The sequence below is a fragment of the Allobosea sp. FBZP-16 genome, from assembly GCF_002831785.1.
Taxonomy (GTDB): domain Bacteria; phylum Pseudomonadota; class Alphaproteobacteria; order Rhizobiales; family Beijerinckiaceae; genus Allobosea; species Allobosea lupini.
Genome location: NZ_LNCQ01000014.1, coordinates 214,579 through 230,054, shown reverse-complemented (window position 1 = coordinate 230,054; position 15,476 = coordinate 214,579). Strand labels below are relative to the sequence as shown.

The window sequence follows — 15,476 nt, the reverse complement described above, 5'->3', positions numbered from 1 at the left end:
CGCGCGCGGCCGTCGAGCGCATAGCCGTCGAGCTCCTCGAAGCGGCCCTGCACCTCGCCATAGCGGGTGATGAGCTCCTCCATCTCGTCGGCGCGGTCGGGATCGCCCAGCGCCGTCTCGAGCTCCTTCAGCTCGGCGGCGATGGCGCTGACAGGGCCGGCTCCGTCCATCACCTCGGAAACGGCGCTGCGGCCCTTCATGTCGCCGACATCCTGGCTGAAATAGCCGATGGTGGTGCCGCGATCGACGCTGACCTGTCCTTCGTCGGGCAGGTCCTCGCCGGTGATCAGCCGGAACAAGGTGGTCTTGCCGGCGCCGTTGGGGCCGACAAGGCCGACCTTCTCGCCCTTCTGCAGCGCTGCCGAGGCCTCGATGAAGATGATCTGCTGGCCGTTCTGCTTGCCGATGCTTTCGAGGCGAATCATGATGTCCGGGACGCTTGCGAGACTGGAGTTGCCGCGGACTTACAGGGTGGGCGGCGTGTGGGGAACCCCGTGGCGTCGCGTTAGTCCTTCGCGCTGCGCGCGACCATGGCGGTGATCGTCTCGAACAATTCCCGCTTCGCCTCGTCGGCGTCGATCTCGCCGGTCGCCGCGGCATGCGACAGCGCCTCCGCGGCGCCGAGCATCGCGCGCAAGCCGGCGGTCGGGATCGTCCGTCCGTTGGCGAAGGGCGCCAGCAGAGCGCGGCAACGCTCGAGGAAGATCAGATCACAATCGCGCTTCACCGCGGCGAGCTCGGGAGAGCCAGCGAGAGCAGCGACGACACCGGGGATCTCGCGCCCCTGCGTCAGGACGCAGTCGACATAGGACGAGGCGATCGCCCCTGCCTTGCCGGTGAGGGTGGCCTCGCTGCCGTCGAGCGCCGCCTCCATGATCGCGTATTCCCTGGCGTCGAAGTCGCGATAGAGCGCAATCAGCAGCCCGCTGCGGGTGGCGAAGTGGCTGTAGGCCACCGGCTTGGCCACACCGGCGCGCTCGGCGAGGCGGCCGAGCGTCAGGGCATCGGTGCCTTCCTCGCCAACGATCCGCCAGGCGGTCTCGATGAGCTGGCGCTGGCGATCCTCGCGGGTCAGGCGCTGACGGCGCGGCCGTTCGGGATCCAGGCTTGACATGTCTTATGTACCAAAAGTAACTTACTAAAAGTATATAGCGATTGCGAGCCGATCGCAATCATCCCAGGAGATAGTCCATGCACGCCCTCGTCGTCGTCGCCCATCCCGATCCAAACTCTCTCAGCCATGCCGTCGCGCAGGCGCTGGCAGACGGCGTGTCCGGCTCCGGCCACAGCGTCGAGATCGCCGATCTTGCCAGGGAAGGCTTCGACCCGCGCTTCTCGCTGAACGATCTTGCCGTCCATCGCCGCGAGATTGCCCAGCCCGCCGACATCGCCGCCGAGCAGGCCAGGGTCGACCGGGCCGATGCGCTGGTGCTGGTCTACCCGATCTACTGGTGGTCGATGCCGGCGCTGATGAAAGGCTGGATCGACCGCGTCTTCGCCAATGGCTGGGCCTATGAGGAGCTCGAGGACATGAAGACGGTCAAGAAGCTCGAGCATCTGCCGGTCCATCTCGTCGCGCTCGCCGGCGCCGACATGCGCACCTTCGCCCGCCATGGCTATTACGGCGCGATGAAGACGCAGATCGACCATGGCATCTTCGGCTATTGCGGCGCGCCGGTCGTGACTTCGGAATTCCTGGTGCCGGTGCCGGACATGTCCGATCATCTCGACACGGCGCGGGCGCTCGGCGGCAAGGTGTTCGGGGCGACTGCCTTGCAGTCGGAGCGGGCTGCCTGAAGCAAGTAGCCTTGACGAAATTGGCTCGCCGCCCCTTCTGTGGCGGCGATGACATCGACCTCGCTTCGCCTTCACCTCCGTGACCACACGCGCCAGGCCCATGAGGAGCTTGACCGGACCATCGGCCGGCTCGACAGCGCTGGTGCCTATCAGAGCTTTCTCAGGGCGTCCTATGCGCATCGGCAACCGGTGGAGCACTATCTCGCCGGCGCCGACTGGCCGGCTTCGTTCGGCACCTGGCGCCCGACCGCGCTCGCGCCGCTGATCACGGCCGATCTTGCCGATATCGGCTCCAGGCCACCGGACATACGCCCCTTCCACCTGTCAAAAGACATAGCCTCGCTCGTCGGGGTCATCTACGTCCTTGAAGGCTCGGCCCTCGGGGCAAAGCTGATCAGGCGCATGGCAGGCGCCCTCGGCTACGACGAGAACCATGGCGCGCGCCATCTGGTGCGGCAGGAGCGGTTGGGATCCTGGCGGGATCTGCTCGCTATCATGGAACGTCTGGAGAGCATCGACCTGGCGGTGGCTGTACGCGCCGCCGAAACCACCTTCGAGCAGGCGGCCACCGCCATGCGGGAGAACGGATTCGGCCGATGAGCACAGTCGACCTGACCAATTGCGACCGGGAACCGATCCACATCCCCGGCAGCATCCAGCCGCATGGCTGCATGCTCGTCTGCGACGAGGAGGCGGTGGTCATCCGCCGCCATTCGCTCAATGCCGCGGACTTCCTCGGCTTGCCCGAGGGCAATCTGGTCGGGCGGCGGCTCGAAGAGGTCATGGGCGGCCAGCCGGTTCACGAATTGCGCAACGCGCTCGCGCGCTCGGGGACGCCGGCGCGGGCCGGCTTGATGCCGAAGATGGTCTTCTCGGCATCCGACCAGCCTTTCGATGTCAGCGTCCACCGCTTCAAAGGCAATGCCATCATCGAATTCGAGCGGTCGGCGCCAGACGGGACGAGCTCACCGCTCGAATTCGCGCGTACGCTGGTCGGGCGCCTGTCGAGCGCGTCTAACCCGCGCGACCTGATATCGAGCGCAGCCCGCCTGCTCCGGGCGGTGCTGCAGTACGATCGGGTGATGATCTATCGCTTCGCGGCCGACGGCTCCGGCCAGGTGGTGAGCGAGTCCAAGCGCGCCGATCTCGAAAGCTTCATGGGGCAGCACTTTCCGGCCTCCGACATTCCCAAGCAGGCGCGGCAGCTCTATCTGCTCAACCCGATCCGGCTGGTCTCCAATTCGAGCGGCGAGCGCTTCGCGATCGAGCCGGTGCTCGACGAGGGCGGCGAGCCGCTCGACCTGTCCTATGCGCATCTGCGCAGCGTCTCGCCGATCCATTGCGAATATCTGCGCAATATGGGCGTCGCCGCGTCGATGTCGGTGTCGATCATCGTCGACGGCGAGCTCTGGGGGCTGATCGCCTGCCACCATTACACGCCACGCTCGATGTCGATGAACCAGCGCATCGCGGCCGAGATCTTCGGCGAGTTCTTCGCGCTGCAACTCAGTGCCCTGACGCAGAAGCAGGCGCTGGAAGCGATCGACCGGGCGCGCGCCTTCCTCGGCAATCTCCTTGCCTCGGCCTCGCACAGCACCGATGTCGCCGGTTTCCTGCGCGCCAATCTAGACGAGTTCCGGCAATTATTGGCGTGCGACGGGCTCGGCCTGCTGATGGAAGGGCAATGGTCGTCGAACGGCTCGGTGCCGCCGGCCGAGTTCGTGCCGGAGCTCGCCGGTCATGTCGGCATGATCTCGCCCGGCGCGGTCTGGAGCAGCGATTGCCTGAGCGCATCATTGCCGAATGCGGGCGTCTTCAGCGCCGAGGTCTCCGGCGTCATCGCCGTGCCGCTTTCGCAATTGCCGCGTGACTATCTCTTCTTCTTCCGCCGCGAATTCGTGCAGACGATCGAATGGGGCGGCGATCCCAACAAGACCTACACCTCAGGCCCGCTCGGTGACCGGCTGACGCCGCGCCAGAGCTTCGCCGTCTGGAAGCAGACGGTGGAGAAGCGTTCGCGTCCGTGGACGCAGATCGAGCGCGAGCTGGCGGAATCGGCACGCAGCGCGCTCGTCGAAGTGGTGCTGCGCCAGGGCGAATTGCTGGCCGAGGAGCGCAAGAAGGCCGATCTTCGCCAGAAAATCCTCAACCAGGAGCTCAATCACCGGGTCAAGAACATCCTCTCGGTGATCAAGTCGATCATCTCCTATCCGCTCGGCGACGAAGTCGCGATCGCCGCTTATGTCGAGACGATCAAGGGCCGTATCGAAGCATTGTCGCTGGCGCATGACCAGGTCATGCGCAGTGCCGGCGGCGGCGCGCTCAAGGCGCTGATCGAGGCCGAGCTCGGCCCGTACAAGACGGCGCCCGGACGTCTGTCGATCGCCGGGCCCGAAGTCGCGCTCGACTCGCGCGCCTTCTCGGTGATGGCGCTGGTCATCCACGAGCTTGCGACCAACGCCGCGAAATACGGCGCGCTGTCGCGCGAGAGCGGACAGCTCTCCTTGAGCTGGGAGCGGGACGAGGATGGCAGCTGCTGCTTGCTCTGGTGCGAGCGCGGCGGCCCGCCTGTGAGTGCGCCGACGCGCGAGGGCTTCGGCAGCGTTCTGGTCTCGCGCAGCATTCCGTTCGATCTGGGTGGCAGCAGCGAGGTCTCGTACCTGCCCGAGGGCGTCGAGGCGCGCCTCGCGATTCCGGCGGTATTCGTGACCTGGCTTTCGACGCCGGCCGCTGAAGAGGCGCAGACCGAGCGCGCACCCGATGAAGCGCTCCTGGATGAAGGCGAGCCGCTGGCCGGCAAGACCGTGCTCCTCGTCGAGGATCAGTTCCTGATCGCGATGGAGGTCGAGGAGATGCTGCGAGGGCTCGGCGCAGGGGAGGTCATCTCCTGTGCGAGCGTGCGCGAGGCACTCGCCGCTATCGGGCGGCGCAAGCCGGAATGCGCCGTGCTCGATGTCAGCCTCGGCGCCGAAAACTCCGACGCGGTGGCGCAGCGCCTGCGCGAGCTCGAAGTGCCCTATATCTTCGCGACGGGCTATGATGCGGTACCGTCCCTGGAAGCTGGCGTGCCGGCCCTGCGCAAGCCCTATACGCGCGCGGCGCTGGCGAGCGCGCTCGCGGCCCTGAGCCGCGGCTGAGGATTAAGCGCGCCCGCGGACGCTAGCCTGGGGCTTGACTCGCATTTCGAGGAAATTCCGCAGCTCGGTCACGCGCTTGACGGGGTCGAGCACCTCCTCGTCGAGGCCAAGGCCCCAGGCGAGGTCCTTGCGGGTGGGGTCGGCGTCGAGCGCATCGAGATCGGCGATCCAGGCGGCCGCGGCGGCCTCGTCCTTGCGCAGGCCGCGCTCGATCAGGGTCCGGCTGTGCCGCCGCAGGATCGTGGCGATCAGGCGCAGGGAGAATTCCGGGTGGTACTGCACGCCCCAGAAGGTGCCGCCGTCCTGGCGAAACTCGGCGGCCTGGATCGGGCTCATCGCATTCGAGGCCAGGACGGTCGCGTCGGCCGGCGGGGCGATGATGCTGTCGAAATGGATGGCCGGGGCATCGAACGCGGCAGGCCGGCCGGCGAGCAGTGGGTGGCGAGCGCCGGTCGCGTTGACCGCGATGCGGCGGGCGAAGCCGATCTCGAGACCGTTCGGATTGAGCGCGACCGTGCCGCCGGCGGCGACGGCGCCGATCTGGATGCCCCAGCACGAGCCGAAGCAGGGCGTGCCGCTCTTGTAGATCGCTCGCATCAGCTCGATCTGCCGGGTCACGGCGGGCTCGGGGCTGTGGATATGCAATGAAGACCCGGTCAGGGCAATGCCATCATAGGCGGACAGGCCGGCGCCGTCGGGCAGGTTGGCGCCCTCGTCGGCAGGCAGGCAGATATCGGTGATCAGCGAAGGCTCGATGCGGCGCAGTTCCGCGGCATAGGCCTCCGACGGCGTCGCGCCGGCGTCGCGGATGTACTCCTCGCGCCCTTCGCGCTTGTAGCCGTCGACGACGAGGACGCGGAGCGGCTTGCGGCTGAACACGTTCATGAGGTCCTTGGCACGTTTGCGTGCGGCGACGGGCTGTATTGCGCCTCCTCTCATAGGAGAAGCGCTGTGTGCAAGGCTATGCAAGCGCTCCGCAGACATGAGGATCATGCGTCTTGCAGCCGGCAGCCTCCCTCCCGCAGCGTTTCTGGGCAAACGCCTATGTGCTGCTGACGCTGACCACGCTGATGTGGGCCGGCAATGCCGTGGCCAGCCGGCTCGCCGTTGGCGAGATCGCGCCGATGACGCTGACGGCGCTGCGCTGGGTCTTCGTCTGCACCGTCATGCCCTACCTGTTCCGCCGGGGCCTGCGCGAGCATTGGCCGGCGCTGAAGGTGAACTGGCTCAAGGTGATCCTGCTCGGCGCATTCGGCTTCACCGGCTTCAACACGCTGATGTACATCGCGGCCTATTCGACCACGGCGATCAACATCGGCATTCTGCAGGGCTCGATCCCGGTCTTCGTGCTGCTCGGTGCCTTTCTTGCCCTGCGCACGCCGATCGGCGGCCTGCAGGCGCTCGGCGTCACAGTGACGATCGTCGGCGTCCTGGTCACGGCGAGCCGAGGTGACTGGCACGTCCTCTCGCAGCTCAGTTTCGTACCGGGCGATCTGTGGATGATGATCGCCTGCATTTTCTACGCGGGGTATACGGTCGGTATCCGCACCCGCCCGCCAATGCCCGGGCTGATCTTCTTCACTGCGATGGCGATCGTCGCATGCATGGTCTCGCTGCCGTTGCTCGGGGTCGAGATCGCGACCGGCAAGGCTTTCTGGCCGACGCCGAAGGGCTGGCTGATCCTGGCCTTTGTGGTGATCGGCCCCTCGATCCTGTCGCAGCTCTTCTTCATGCGCGCGATCGAGCTGATCGGACCCGGCCGTGCCGGCGTCTTCGTCAATCTCGTGCCGGTGTTCGCGCCATTGCTCGCCGTCGCGATCCTCGGCGAGCAGCTCGCGCTCTATCACGGACTCGCGCTGGCGCTGGTGCTGGGCGGCATCTTGATCGCCGAACGCAGGCCGCGCTGACATCGCCCCGGGGCCGCATCGACTGCCATGCGGGCATCGCGCATCTGCTGCCGACCATGACGGGATCGAGCCCGGCTGGAAGGATGCGCCGGGAGCTGCAGGGAAGGGCGCCTCCTGGCATGGGCCGGGGCGCGCCTTGAGCAGCTATCCTGCCCGGCTCGAAAGCCAGCCGAGACAAGACCGGGATAGCGACTATTGCGCTGTTCTGCGACGTCGAGGCTGCGCCGCCGGAGAGTCAGCGCGCGGCGCTGGCTTTCCCGACGGTGCGACGGGCGGCAGGTTTCTTCGTCGCCACTGGTTTCGCCGCCAATTGCTCGGCGGCGGTCTGTGCGTCTGCCGCCTCCTTGGCCAGACGCAATGCGCGCAGCCTCGCGGTCTTCTCGGCGACGGCCCGCCGCTCGGCCTGAACCGCCGCCATGGCGTTCTCGGCTTCCTGTCGCCGCTGCTCGGTCTTGGCGAAGTTCCGTTCCGCGCGAAGCTTGGCCTGCTCGGCGGTCAGTCCTTTTGTTGCCATGGCAGCGGCTCCTTTATGAGGATCAGGACGCGACGGCTGCGGGACGCGGCGGGCGGGCCGGACGCGGCTTCGGCTTGGGAGCGGGGAGCAGGCCTTCGCGCTGCGCCTGCTTGCGAGCGAGCTTGCGGGCGCGGCGGATCGCGTCGGCCTTCTCGCGAACGCGCCTCTCCGACGGCTTCTCGTAGGCCGAGCGCCGCTTCATCTCGCGAAACACGCCTTCGCGCTGCATCTTCTTTTTCAGGACGCGCAACGCCTGGTCGACATTGTTGTCGCGGACGAGAACCTGCATTCGGACTTACCTCTCGTGAAAGCATCTGGTCGAGGCGTGTGGTCGAAACGCCTTGACCGAACATCTCTTGAAAACAAAAAAGGGCCGGGTAGATCCCGACCCTTCCTGAGCTACCCCGCGTGGAGCGGGCCTGGCGCCAGTACATCCGTGGTCGCCGGCCGCTGATCTCTCACGCTGGACAGCGCGTCAGCTCACTCGGCGCGCAGATTGTCGGCCGACATCTTGCCCGAACGCTTGTCCTGGACCAGCTCGTACGAGATCTTCTGGCCGTCGCGCAGATCGCGCAGGCCGGCGCGCTCGACGGCGCTGATGTGGACGAACACGTCCTGCCCGCCATCATCCGGCTGGATGAAGCCGAAACCCTTGGTGCCGTTGAACCATTTCACAGTACCGTTGGCCATAGTCATATTCCTTCTTGCGGTTGGCAATTCACGCGCAGCCGCATGCCACGCATGTTTTCGATTTGAGCAGGAAGGTCGTCAGCGGTGCGCAAAAATAGCGCGGGCCAATTCGTTCGGCCTAGATCGAGCACTACAAATGGGGGTTTGTCCTTCATTTGTCAATGCAACTTTCCCGTGCATGGCGGAAATGGCGTCGACAGAATGCCCCGGGGCTGAGCGACGAGGAGCCGGATTGGAGGCTCGCTGTTGCCGGTAGCCGCGGTCAACTGCGCGATACGGCCATCCGCGCGACTACGGACAGGGCGAATTCCACCAAATAGCTGTTGAGCGCCAACGAGGCCGCGGTGGCTGCGGACATGTCCCTCGCGGCGATCGCTCGCAGAATGGCCTGATGCAACAGCTTTCCGTGGGCGATCTCCTGCTGCTCGTCCCTTACATGCATGATCCAGAAACGCCGGGAGAGGGTCTGCAGCGGGACCATCAGCGCTTCCAGATAAGGGTTACGCGCGGCCTGGATGATCAACGCATGTGTCTGGCGAACGGTCTGCGAGTAGTCGCGAAGGTCGAACTCGCCATCCAGCGCTGACGACAGCGCCTCGATCTCGCGGATGTCTTTCGCCGAGGCCCGGCTGCAGGCGAGTTCGACCGCCAGGACCTCGACGACGCGACGCACTTCCAGCCCGCTGAGCTGGTCCTCGACAGAAATCGCTGGTATCTCGATGCCCTTGTTCGGGTGAATCTTCAGCATGTGGTTGAGGGCGAGGCGCTGGATCGCCTCGCGAACCGGTGTCCGGCCGAGTCCGGTCAGATCCATCAGGCCGCGTTCGGACACCATCGAGCCAGGCTTGAGAGCGCCTTGCTCGATCAGGCTCTCGAGGGCGCCGAGCGCCTGCTCCGACTGGTTCATCCGGCCTTTCCATAGCGATGGCCGTGCCCGGTCAGGTACGGCGAATCCCAGGAATCTCGATAGCCGATTTCACGGGCTTTCCAAACCGTGATCCATCCGATATATCGGTGGGATATTATTTGAATGCCACCAGACAGCCGGGATGCGCCATGAAGTACTCTCCCCAGATCGAGCCGAGCCCGCTGCCCTATTCGCCGTTCAAGAGTTGTACCGTGCCGCGGCCGATCGGCTGGTTGTCGAGTGTCAGCGCGGCCGGCGTCGAGAACATCGCGCCTTACAGCCAGTGGCAGAATCTGACCTTCGACCCACCGATGGTAATGTTCTCGGCGAACCAGTACCCGGACGGGCGGCGCAAGGACACGGTGCTCAATGCCGAGGAAACCGGCTGGTTCGTTTGGAACATGGCGACCTACGATCTGCGCGAGGCCGTCAATCTGAGCGCAATGGCGCTGCCGCCGCAGGAAAGCGAGTTCGATCGCCTGAGCGTGACCCGAGAGTATGCGGACAATGCGCGCATCCCAATGGTCCAGGAAAGCCCGGTCAAGTTCGAGTGCCGATATCTCAGCACGCACCGGATGAAGGGCAACTCGGCGGTCGGCACGATCGATATCGTCTTCGCCCAGGTCGAGACGATCCATATCGACGACAGGTTCATCACCGCGGATGGCAAGCTCGATATCGCAGCGATCAAGCCGATCGCCCGCCTCGGCTACTTTGACTACGCGGTGGTGAAGGAAACCTTCGAAATGCGCGTGCCGGGAGCGGACGCCGATGCCCGCTTCGGCCTCGAAGGGCGCGCCGCCAGCCGCTGACGCACCGCGCGCAACGTCGCGCCGGACACCAGCAAACATCAAATAAAAGAGGGGTCACCATGTCTGACATCGCTGCAACAGGCGAGCTTCGTCCTGCCGTATCCCGGCGAATGAAGGATCTCGTCGCCGTCAATTTCGGCAACACGCTGGAATGGTTCGATTGGGCGATCTACACGATCTTCGCGCCCTATTTTGCGCTCCAGTTCTTTCCGTCGGCCGACAAGTCGGCGGCCCTGCTCGCGGCCCTCGCCGTCTTCGCCGCCGGCTTCCTGACCCGCCCGCTCGGCGGCTTCCTGTTCGGGCTCTATGCCGACCGCGTCGGCCGCAAGAAAAGCCTGACGCTGGCGATGTTCATCACCGCCGGCGGCAGCCTGGTCATCGCCTGCGCGCCGACCTTCGCGACAGTCGGGCTTGCGGCCTCCGTCATCCTGCTCGTGGCGCGGCTCGCCCAGGGCATCGCGCATGGCGGCGAGATGGGTACATCCGTCACCTATCTGGTCGAGCGCGCGCCGCGACATCGGCGCGCTCTCTATGGCAGCACCTCCTGGATGAGCGTCGTGCTCGGGACCATGATCGCGACCGTCACCGGTCTTCTGCTCAATGCCAACCTCGATCGGCCGGCGCTGGAAAGCTGGGGCTGGCGTATTCCCTTTGCGCTTGGTGGATTGCTCGGCCTCTATGGACTTTATCTGCGGCGCAAACTCACCGAGACCGACAGTTTCGAGAAGGTTAAAGCGCAGCGCTCCGACACCGGGAGCGGGCTGAGGCCGCTCGTCCGGAATTGGCGTGGCGTTGCCGTCGTCTTCGGCCTTTCGGCTGGCGGCTCGATCATGTTCTACACTTGGCTGATCTACAGCCCGACCTTCGCGCAGATCAATCGCGGGCTCGACGCCAAATCGGCGTTGACCGCCAGCCTGATCGCGCAGGCGGTCTTTCTCCTCGCGATCCCGATCGTGGGCTGGCTCGCCGACCGCTTCGGGCGGCGCATCTTCATCATCCTGTTCGGGGTCGGTTTCATCGCCGCGACCTTCCAGCTCGACGCGCTCATCACCAACAGCTTCTCAGGCCTGCTGACGGCCATGATCTGCGCCTTGCTGATCCTGGCCTGCCTGTTCGGGGTCAACACAGCGGTGTGGGCCGAGGTCTTCCCGACCGAGGTCAGGGCAACCGGAGTAAGCGGGCCACTCTCGCTCGCGACCGCGATCTTCGGTGGCACCGCTCCTTATGTGAACACCTATCTCTCGCAAGCGGGCGAGCAGCGGCTGTTCCTGGTCTACCTGATGGTGGTTTCAGGGATCACCCTGATCACCGGCCTGCTCATTCCCGAGACCCGGACGCTTGACCTCGACCGGCCCGACACCGGCCGGCTGTCCAACTAGGCGGCGCCGCTTGAAGAAGTTCACGGGCGCACTGCGTGATTGGCTGCGCGCCCGTGATGAATTTGCGGCTTAGCGCAGGCTCTCCACCGCCAGCTTCGCGACCGCCTGGTGCGCCGCCTCGCGCTCCTTCTCGCCGACCTGGGCGCCGGCGAGATAGACCGCGATGGCGAAGCGCCGCCCATCCGGCAGGGTGACGATGCCGATATCGTTGGTGGCGTGGTTAAGCCCGTCGGCGCTCGGCCCGAGGCCGGTCTTGTGGGCGAAGCGCGCGCCTTTCGGCAGGCCCGCCCTGATCCGGTTCGGGCCGGTCTTGGCCTCCAGCATGATCTTGTCAAGCAGCGCGGCGTTTGCCGGATCACGCAGCCAGTTGCCCTTGGCGAGGCCTTCGAGGAAGGCGATCGAGGCCTCGGGCGAGGCGGCGTCGCGCTTGTCGGTCAGCGTCGCCTGCAGCCGCTTCTTGCGCTCTGCGGCGGGTATAGCGCTGATGGCGGCGTAGAACTTGGCAGTGTCGATCTGCTGGTCCCAGCCATAGCCGGGCAGGCCGAGGATCTCCGGCTGGAAGACACGCTCATAGCGATCGACCGAGATGCCGGTGACACCGCCGTCCCTGAGCAGGGTGGTCAGCGCCTGCGGCCCGCCGATCAGGCGCAGCAAGAGGTCGGCGGCGGTGTTGTCGCTCTCGGCTGTCGAGCGCGTCAGAAGCTCGCGCAGCGGATAGTCGTTGCGCTCGCCCTTGAAGGCCTTGGCGAGCGGGCTGTGATAGAGCGAGAGGTCGTTGCGGGTGACGGTGATCTTCTGGTCGAGCTTGAACTTGCCGGCCTCGACCGCCTGCAGCACGCCGATGGCGAGCGGGAGCTTGAACACGCTCTGCAGCGGGAAGGGCTCGGCCCCGCGATAAGTCCAGCTCTTGCGATCCTTGAGGTCGATCAGACCGACGCCGATGCGGCCCTTCGTGCCCTGCTCGATGGTCTTGATGCCGCTGTCGAGCCTGGCCTTGTCCCAGTCGGCGAAGGCCGGGGACGCGGCGAGGACAGCAAGGGCAGTGGTGCAGGCGAAGGCTTGGGCGAAGGCACGGCGGGTCGGCATGAAAAATCCCCTGTGGTGGCGCCACAGGGGAGGGTGATTGCGGCGTGGGTAGGGCCACCACCGTCATGCTCGCCCTTGTGGCGAGCATCCACGCCTTGAACACCGCATGCGCCGCAGTGAAGCGAAGACGTGGATGGTCGGGACAAGCCCGACCATGACGAGATGACAAGGCCAGCCCTCAGAACTTCAGCCTTCGCGCCCGCTTGACCATCGGGATCTCGTGGATCTTCGCCAGCAATTCGTCCGAGACCGGCTCGTCGACGGCGACATAGCAGATCGCGTCGCCGCCCGGCTTGTCGCGGCCGAGATTGAAGGTCGCGACGTTGACGCCGGCCGCGCCGAGCAAGGAACCGAACTGGCCGATGAAGCCCGGCTTGTCGGCATTGCGGACATAGAGCATGTGCGGCGCGAACTCGGCGTCGACCTGGATGTCGCGGATCTCGATGATGCGCGGCTTGCCGTCATGGAAGACCGTGCCCGAGGCATGGCGCGGCATGTCCTCGGCCTCGACGACGATGCGGATGACGCTTTCGAGATTGCCGGCGACCTCGCGGGTCAATTCCTCGACGACGATGCCCTTCTCCTTGGCGACCATGGCCGAGTTGACCATGTTGATCTCGGGCAGGAAGGGCCGCAGCACGCCGGTGATCGCCGCCGCCGAGATCGCCTTGAGATTCAGGCTCGCGACCGCGCCCTCGTACTCGATGCGGATGCCCTTGACCGGCGCCTCGGTGAGCTGGCCGAGGAAGGAGCCGAGCTTCTCGGCGAGATCGACGAAGGGCTTGATCCGCGGCGCCTCTTCCGCCGAGATCGACGGGAAGTTCACCGCATTGGTGATCGCGCCTTTCAAGAGGTAGTCGCTCATCTGCTCGGCGACCTGCAGCGCGACGTTCTCCTGCGCCTCATTGGTCGAGGCGCCGAGATGCGGGGTGCAGACGACGTTGTCGAGGCCGAACAGCGGGTTCTGCTCGGCCGGCTCGACCGAGAACACGTCGAAGGCAGCACCCGCGACATGGCCGGACTTGATCAGCTCGGCGAGCGCGGCTTCGTCGACCAGACCGCCGCGGGCGCAATTGACGATGCGCACGCCCTTCTTGGTCTTGGCGAGGTTCTCGGCCGAGAGGATGTTCTTGGTCTTCTCGGTCATCGGCACGTGCAGGGTGATGAAGTCGGCGCGCTTCAGCAGGTCTTCCAGCTCGACCTTCTCGACGCCCAGCTGCACCGCCCGCTCCGGCGAGAGATAGGGGTCGAAGGCGATGACGCGCATGCGCAGGCCGATGCCGCGCTCGGCGACGATCGAGCCGATATTGCCGCAGCCGATCAGGCCGAGCGTCTTGGCGGTGATCTCGACGCCCATGAAGCGGTTCTTCTCCCACTTTCCGGCCTGGGTCGAGGCATCGGCCGAGGGGATCTGCCGGGCGAGCGCGAACATCATCGCGATGGCGTGCTCGGCGGTGGTGATCGAGTTGCCGAAGGGCGTGTTCATCACGATCACGCCGCGGCTGGTCGCGGCGGGGATCTCGACATTGTCGACGCCGATGCCGGCGCGGCCGATCACCTTCAGCTTCGTCGCGGCCTCCAGCAGCTTGGCGGTGGCCTTGGTCGCCGAGCGGATGGCGAGGCCGTCATAGTCGCCGATGATCGCGGCGAGCTTGTCCTTGTCCTTGCCGAGGTTCGGATCGAAGGTCACGTCGATGCCGCGATCCCGAAAGATCTGGACGGCGGCGGGGGAGAGGGCGTCGGAGATGAGGACGCGGGGCTTGGTCATGGCAGCCTCCATTCCCCTCCCCCTTGTGGGGAGGGGTTAGGGGTGGGGGTGGAACGACTGCGTGCAGCCGAATGCGGAGAGGCGCGACGGCTCGATCGGCGTCGCGCAAAATGTCCGAGGGGCGAGCCCGCGTTTGCGACCCCCACCCCTGCCCCTCCCCGCAAGGGGGAGGGGTTAGGTCGCGCTTACGCCGCCTTCTTGCCGAGCGAGGCCTTCGCCTCGTTGAAGGCATAGGCGATCCACGGCAGCAGCGCCTTGAGGTCGCGCGACTGCACGGTCGCGCCGCACCAGATGCGCAGGCCGGGAGGGGCGTCGCGGTAATGGCCGAGATCGTAGCCGGCGCCGGCCTTCTCGATGATCGAGACCACCTGCTTGGCGAACGCGGCTTGAGCATCCGCCGGCAGCGCCGTCACCGCCGGGTCGGTGAACCTGAGGCAGACCGAGGTGTTCGAGCGCGTCTTCGGCTTCAACGCGAGGAAGTCGATCCAGTCGTTCTCGCGCACGAACCTGGCGATGACGCGGGCATTGCCGTCGGCGCGCTTCACCAGCCCCTCTAACCCGCCGACCTTCTTGGCCCAGTTGAGCGCATCGAGATAATCCTCGACCGCGAGCATGGACGGCGTGTTGATCGTCTCGCCGGCGAAGATGCCCTCGGAGAGCTTGCCGCCCGAGGTCATGCGGAAGATCTTCGGCAGCGGCCAGGCCGGCTTGTAGGTCAGGAGCCGCTCGACCGCGCGGGGCGAGAGCACGATCATGCCATGCGCGGCCTCGCCGCCGAGCACCTTCTGCCAGGAGAAGGTGACGACATCGAGCTTGGGCCAGTCGAGGCGCTGGGCGAAGGCGGCCGAGGTGGCGTCGCAGATCGTCAGGCCCTCGCGGTCATCGGCGATCCAGCTGGCGTCGACGACCCGCACGCCCGAGGTGGTGCCGTTCCAGGTGAAGACGACGTCGCGGTTCTTGGTGTCGACCTTCTTCAGGTTCGGCAACTCGCCATAGGGGGCGGTGAAGGTGCGCACATCCGCCAGCTTGAGCTGCTTGGCGACATCGGTGACCCAGCCCTCGCCGAAGCTCTCCCAGGCGAGCATGTCGACGCCGCGGGCGCCGAGCAGCGACCACATCGCCATCTCGACGGCGCCGGTGTCGGAGGCCGGCACGATGCCGATGCGGTAATCGGCCGGGACCTGCAGCACCTCGCGCGTCAGGTCGATCGCAGCTTTCAGCTTGTCCTTGCCGATCTTGGCGCGGTGCGAGCGGCCGAGCGCTGCATCACTGAGGGCCTTGAGGGTCCAGCCGGGGCGCTTGGCGCAGGGGCCGGACGAGAAATGCGGCACGCGCGGACGCGCTGCCGGAATCGTATTCGCCATCGATGTTCTCCATCCTTGCAGATGGGCGCGCCGCGTTGGGGCGGCGTGTCCCGTCGATGGGCGTAGGATGGAGGGGGAGGGGAGTCAAGCGGGGGTAAGGCTGAGCTTGGCGATC

The 15,476-nt window shown here is 66.0% G+C and carries 15 protein-coding genes and 1 pseudogene; 6 read left to right on the top strand and 10 right to left on the bottom strand.

Going from position 1 to position 15,476, the window contains the following annotated elements:
• A pseudogene (locus tag CXY91_RS30810) lies at positions 1–425 on the bottom strand (ATP-binding cassette domain-containing protein); the annotation flags it as partial.
• A gap of 80 nt (positions 426–505) precedes the next feature.
• Entirely contained in the window at positions 506–1,114 is a 609-nt protein-coding gene (locus CXY91_RS05245; protein ID WP_100959576.1) for a TetR/AcrR family transcriptional regulator, read from the bottom strand.
• A 77-nt stretch (positions 1,115–1,191) separates the two neighbouring features.
• Here CXY91_RS05245 and CXY91_RS05240 point away from each other — a divergent pair, with 77 nt between their 5' ends.
• Genes CXY91_RS05240 through CXY91_RS05230 form a run of 3 tightly spaced genes read left to right on the top strand, consistent with a single transcriptional unit; the run spans position 1,192 to position 4,934 of the window.
• On the top strand, positions 1,192–1,797 hold the full coding sequence (locus tag CXY91_RS05240) for an NAD(P)H-dependent oxidoreductase (RefSeq protein ID WP_100959575.1): 606 nt from the start codon (positions 1,192–1,194) through the stop codon (positions 1,795–1,797).
• 48 nt (positions 1,798–1,845) lie between these two features.
• On the top strand, positions 1,846–2,397 hold the full coding sequence (locus CXY91_RS05235) for a biliverdin-producing heme oxygenase (RefSeq protein WP_100959574.1): 552 nt from the start codon (positions 1,846–1,848) through the stop codon (positions 2,395–2,397).
• Entirely contained in the window at positions 2,394–4,934 is a 2,541-nt protein-coding gene (locus tag CXY91_RS05230; RefSeq protein ID WP_100959573.1) for an HWE histidine kinase domain-containing protein, read from the top strand. Before CXY91_RS05235 ends, CXY91_RS05230 begins: the two co-directional genes overlap by 4 nt.
• 3 nt (positions 4,935–4,937) lie before the next feature.
• On the opposite strand, the gene CXY91_RS05225 is transcribed toward CXY91_RS05230, so the two are convergent.
• Positions 4,938–5,819 carry a type 1 glutamine amidotransferase gene (locus CXY91_RS05225; protein ID WP_100959572.1) on the bottom strand — a complete coding sequence of 294 codons (882 nt, stop codon included), beginning with the start codon at positions 5,817–5,819 and terminating at the stop codon, positions 4,938–4,940.
• A gap of 113 nt (positions 5,820–5,932) precedes the next feature.
• Between CXY91_RS05225 and CXY91_RS05220 the strand changes: the two genes are divergently transcribed.
• Positions 5,933–6,841, top strand: a complete 909-nt coding sequence (locus tag CXY91_RS05220) for a DMT family transporter (RefSeq protein ID WP_248307361.1) — start codon at positions 5,933–5,935, stop codon at positions 6,839–6,841.
• 235 nt (positions 6,842–7,076) lie between these two features.
• On the opposite strand, the gene CXY91_RS05215 is transcribed toward CXY91_RS05220, so the two are convergent.
• The 4 genes from CXY91_RS05215 to CXY91_RS05200 all read right to left on the bottom strand — a co-directional run bounded on the left by CXY91_RS05215 (position 7,077) and on the right by CXY91_RS05200 (position 8,952).
• Positions 7,077–7,355 (bottom strand): hypothetical protein, encoded by a 279-nt coding sequence (locus tag CXY91_RS05215; RefSeq protein WP_091836189.1) that lies wholly within the window; start codon positions 7,353–7,355, stop codon positions 7,077–7,079.
• Between the two features lie 22 nt (positions 7,356–7,377).
• Positions 7,378–7,644 carry a 30S ribosomal protein S21 gene (gene rpsU / locus CXY91_RS05210; RefSeq protein ID WP_091836186.1) on the bottom strand — a complete coding sequence of 89 codons (267 nt, stop codon included), beginning with the start codon at positions 7,642–7,644 and terminating at the stop codon, positions 7,378–7,380.
• A 191-nt stretch (positions 7,645–7,835) separates the two neighbouring features.
• Positions 7,836–8,045 carry a cold-shock protein gene (locus tag CXY91_RS05205; protein WP_091836184.1) on the bottom strand — a complete coding sequence of 70 codons (210 nt, stop codon included), beginning with the start codon at positions 8,043–8,045 and terminating at the stop codon, positions 7,836–7,838.
• A gap of 262 nt (positions 8,046–8,307) precedes the next feature.
• Positions 8,308–8,952: a GntR family transcriptional regulator gene (locus CXY91_RS05200; protein ID WP_100959571.1), complete on the bottom strand. Its 645-nt coding sequence runs from the start codon at positions 8,950–8,952 to the stop codon at positions 8,308–8,310.
• 23 nt (positions 8,953–8,975) lie between these two features.
• Here CXY91_RS05200 and CXY91_RS05195 point away from each other — a divergent pair, with 23 nt between their 5' ends.
• Together CXY91_RS05195 and CXY91_RS05190 are read left to right on the top strand one after the other, a co-directional pair.
• On the top strand, positions 8,976–9,764 hold the full coding sequence (locus CXY91_RS05195) for a flavin reductase family protein (RefSeq protein WP_210202595.1): 789 nt from the start codon (positions 8,976–8,978) through the stop codon (positions 9,762–9,764).
• A 59-nt stretch (positions 9,765–9,823) separates the two neighbouring features.
• Positions 9,824–11,143, top strand: a complete 1,320-nt coding sequence (locus CXY91_RS05190; RefSeq protein WP_100959570.1) for an MFS transporter — start codon at positions 9,824–9,826, stop codon at positions 11,141–11,143.
• A 69-nt stretch (positions 11,144–11,212) separates the two neighbouring features.
• On the opposite strand, the gene bla is transcribed toward CXY91_RS05190, so the two are convergent.
• The 3 genes from bla to CXY91_RS05175 form a co-directional block, all read right to left on the bottom strand.
• The gene (gene bla / locus CXY91_RS05185) at positions 11,213–12,229 is read right to left on the bottom strand and encodes a class A beta-lactamase (protein ID WP_100959569.1); all 1,017 of its coding nucleotides are present in this window, start codon (positions 12,227–12,229) and stop codon (positions 11,213–11,215) included.
• Positions 12,230–12,407: 178 nt separating this feature from the next.
• Positions 12,408–13,997, bottom strand: a complete 1,590-nt coding sequence (gene serA, locus CXY91_RS05180) for a phosphoglycerate dehydrogenase (protein WP_100959618.1) — start codon at positions 13,995–13,997, stop codon at positions 12,408–12,410.
• Between the two features lie 185 nt (positions 13,998–14,182).
• Positions 14,183–15,361, bottom strand: a complete 1,179-nt coding sequence (locus tag CXY91_RS05175; protein WP_100959568.1) for a phosphoserine transaminase — start codon at positions 15,359–15,361, stop codon at positions 14,183–14,185.
• Between the last annotated feature and the right edge of the window lie 115 nt (positions 15,362–15,476).

Excerpts from the sequence above, each read along its gene's own strand:
- CXY91_RS05245 (WP_100959576.1), bottom strand. The coding sequence starts at position 1,114 with ATGTCAAGCCTGGATCCCGAACGGCCGCGCCGTCAGCGCCTGACCCGC.
- CXY91_RS05240 (WP_100959575.1), top strand. The coding sequence starts at position 1,192 with ATGCACGCCCTCGTCGTCGTCGCCCATCCCGATCCAAACTCTCTCAGC.
- CXY91_RS05235 (WP_100959574.1), top strand. The coding sequence starts at position 1,846 with ATGACATCGACCTCGCTTCGCCTTCACCTCCGTGACCACACGCGCCAG.
- CXY91_RS05230 (WP_100959573.1), top strand. The coding sequence starts at position 2,394 with ATGAGCACAGTCGACCTGACCAATTGCGACCGGGAACCGATCCACATC.
- CXY91_RS05225 (WP_100959572.1), bottom strand. The coding sequence starts at position 5,819 with ATGAACGTGTTCAGCCGCAAGCCGCTCCGCGTCCTCGTCGTCGACGGC.
- CXY91_RS05215 (WP_091836189.1), bottom strand. The coding sequence starts at position 7,355 with ATGGCAACAAAAGGACTGACCGCCGAGCAGGCCAAGCTTCGCGCGGAA.
- rpsU (WP_091836186.1), bottom strand. The coding sequence starts at position 7,644 with ATGCAGGTTCTCGTCCGCGACAACAATGTCGACCAGGCGTTGCGCGTC.
- CXY91_RS05205 (WP_091836184.1), bottom strand. The coding sequence starts at position 8,045 with ATGGCCAACGGTACTGTGAAATGGTTCAACGGCACCAAGGGTTTCGGC.
- CXY91_RS05200 (WP_100959571.1), bottom strand. The coding sequence starts at position 8,952 with ATGAACCAGTCGGAGCAGGCGCTCGGCGCCCTCGAGAGCCTGATCGAG.
- CXY91_RS05190 (WP_100959570.1), top strand. The coding sequence starts at position 9,824 with ATGTCTGACATCGCTGCAACAGGCGAGCTTCGTCCTGCCGTATCCCGG.
- bla (WP_100959569.1), bottom strand. The coding sequence starts at position 12,229 with ATGCCGACCCGCCGTGCCTTCGCCCAAGCCTTCGCCTGCACCACTGCC.
- serA (WP_100959618.1), bottom strand. The coding sequence starts at position 13,997 with ATGACCAAGCCCCGCGTCCTCATCTCCGACGCCCTCTCCCCCGCCGCC.
- CXY91_RS05175 (WP_100959568.1), bottom strand. The coding sequence starts at position 15,361 with ATGGCGAATACGATTCCGGCAGCGCGTCCGCGCGTGCCGCATTTCTCG.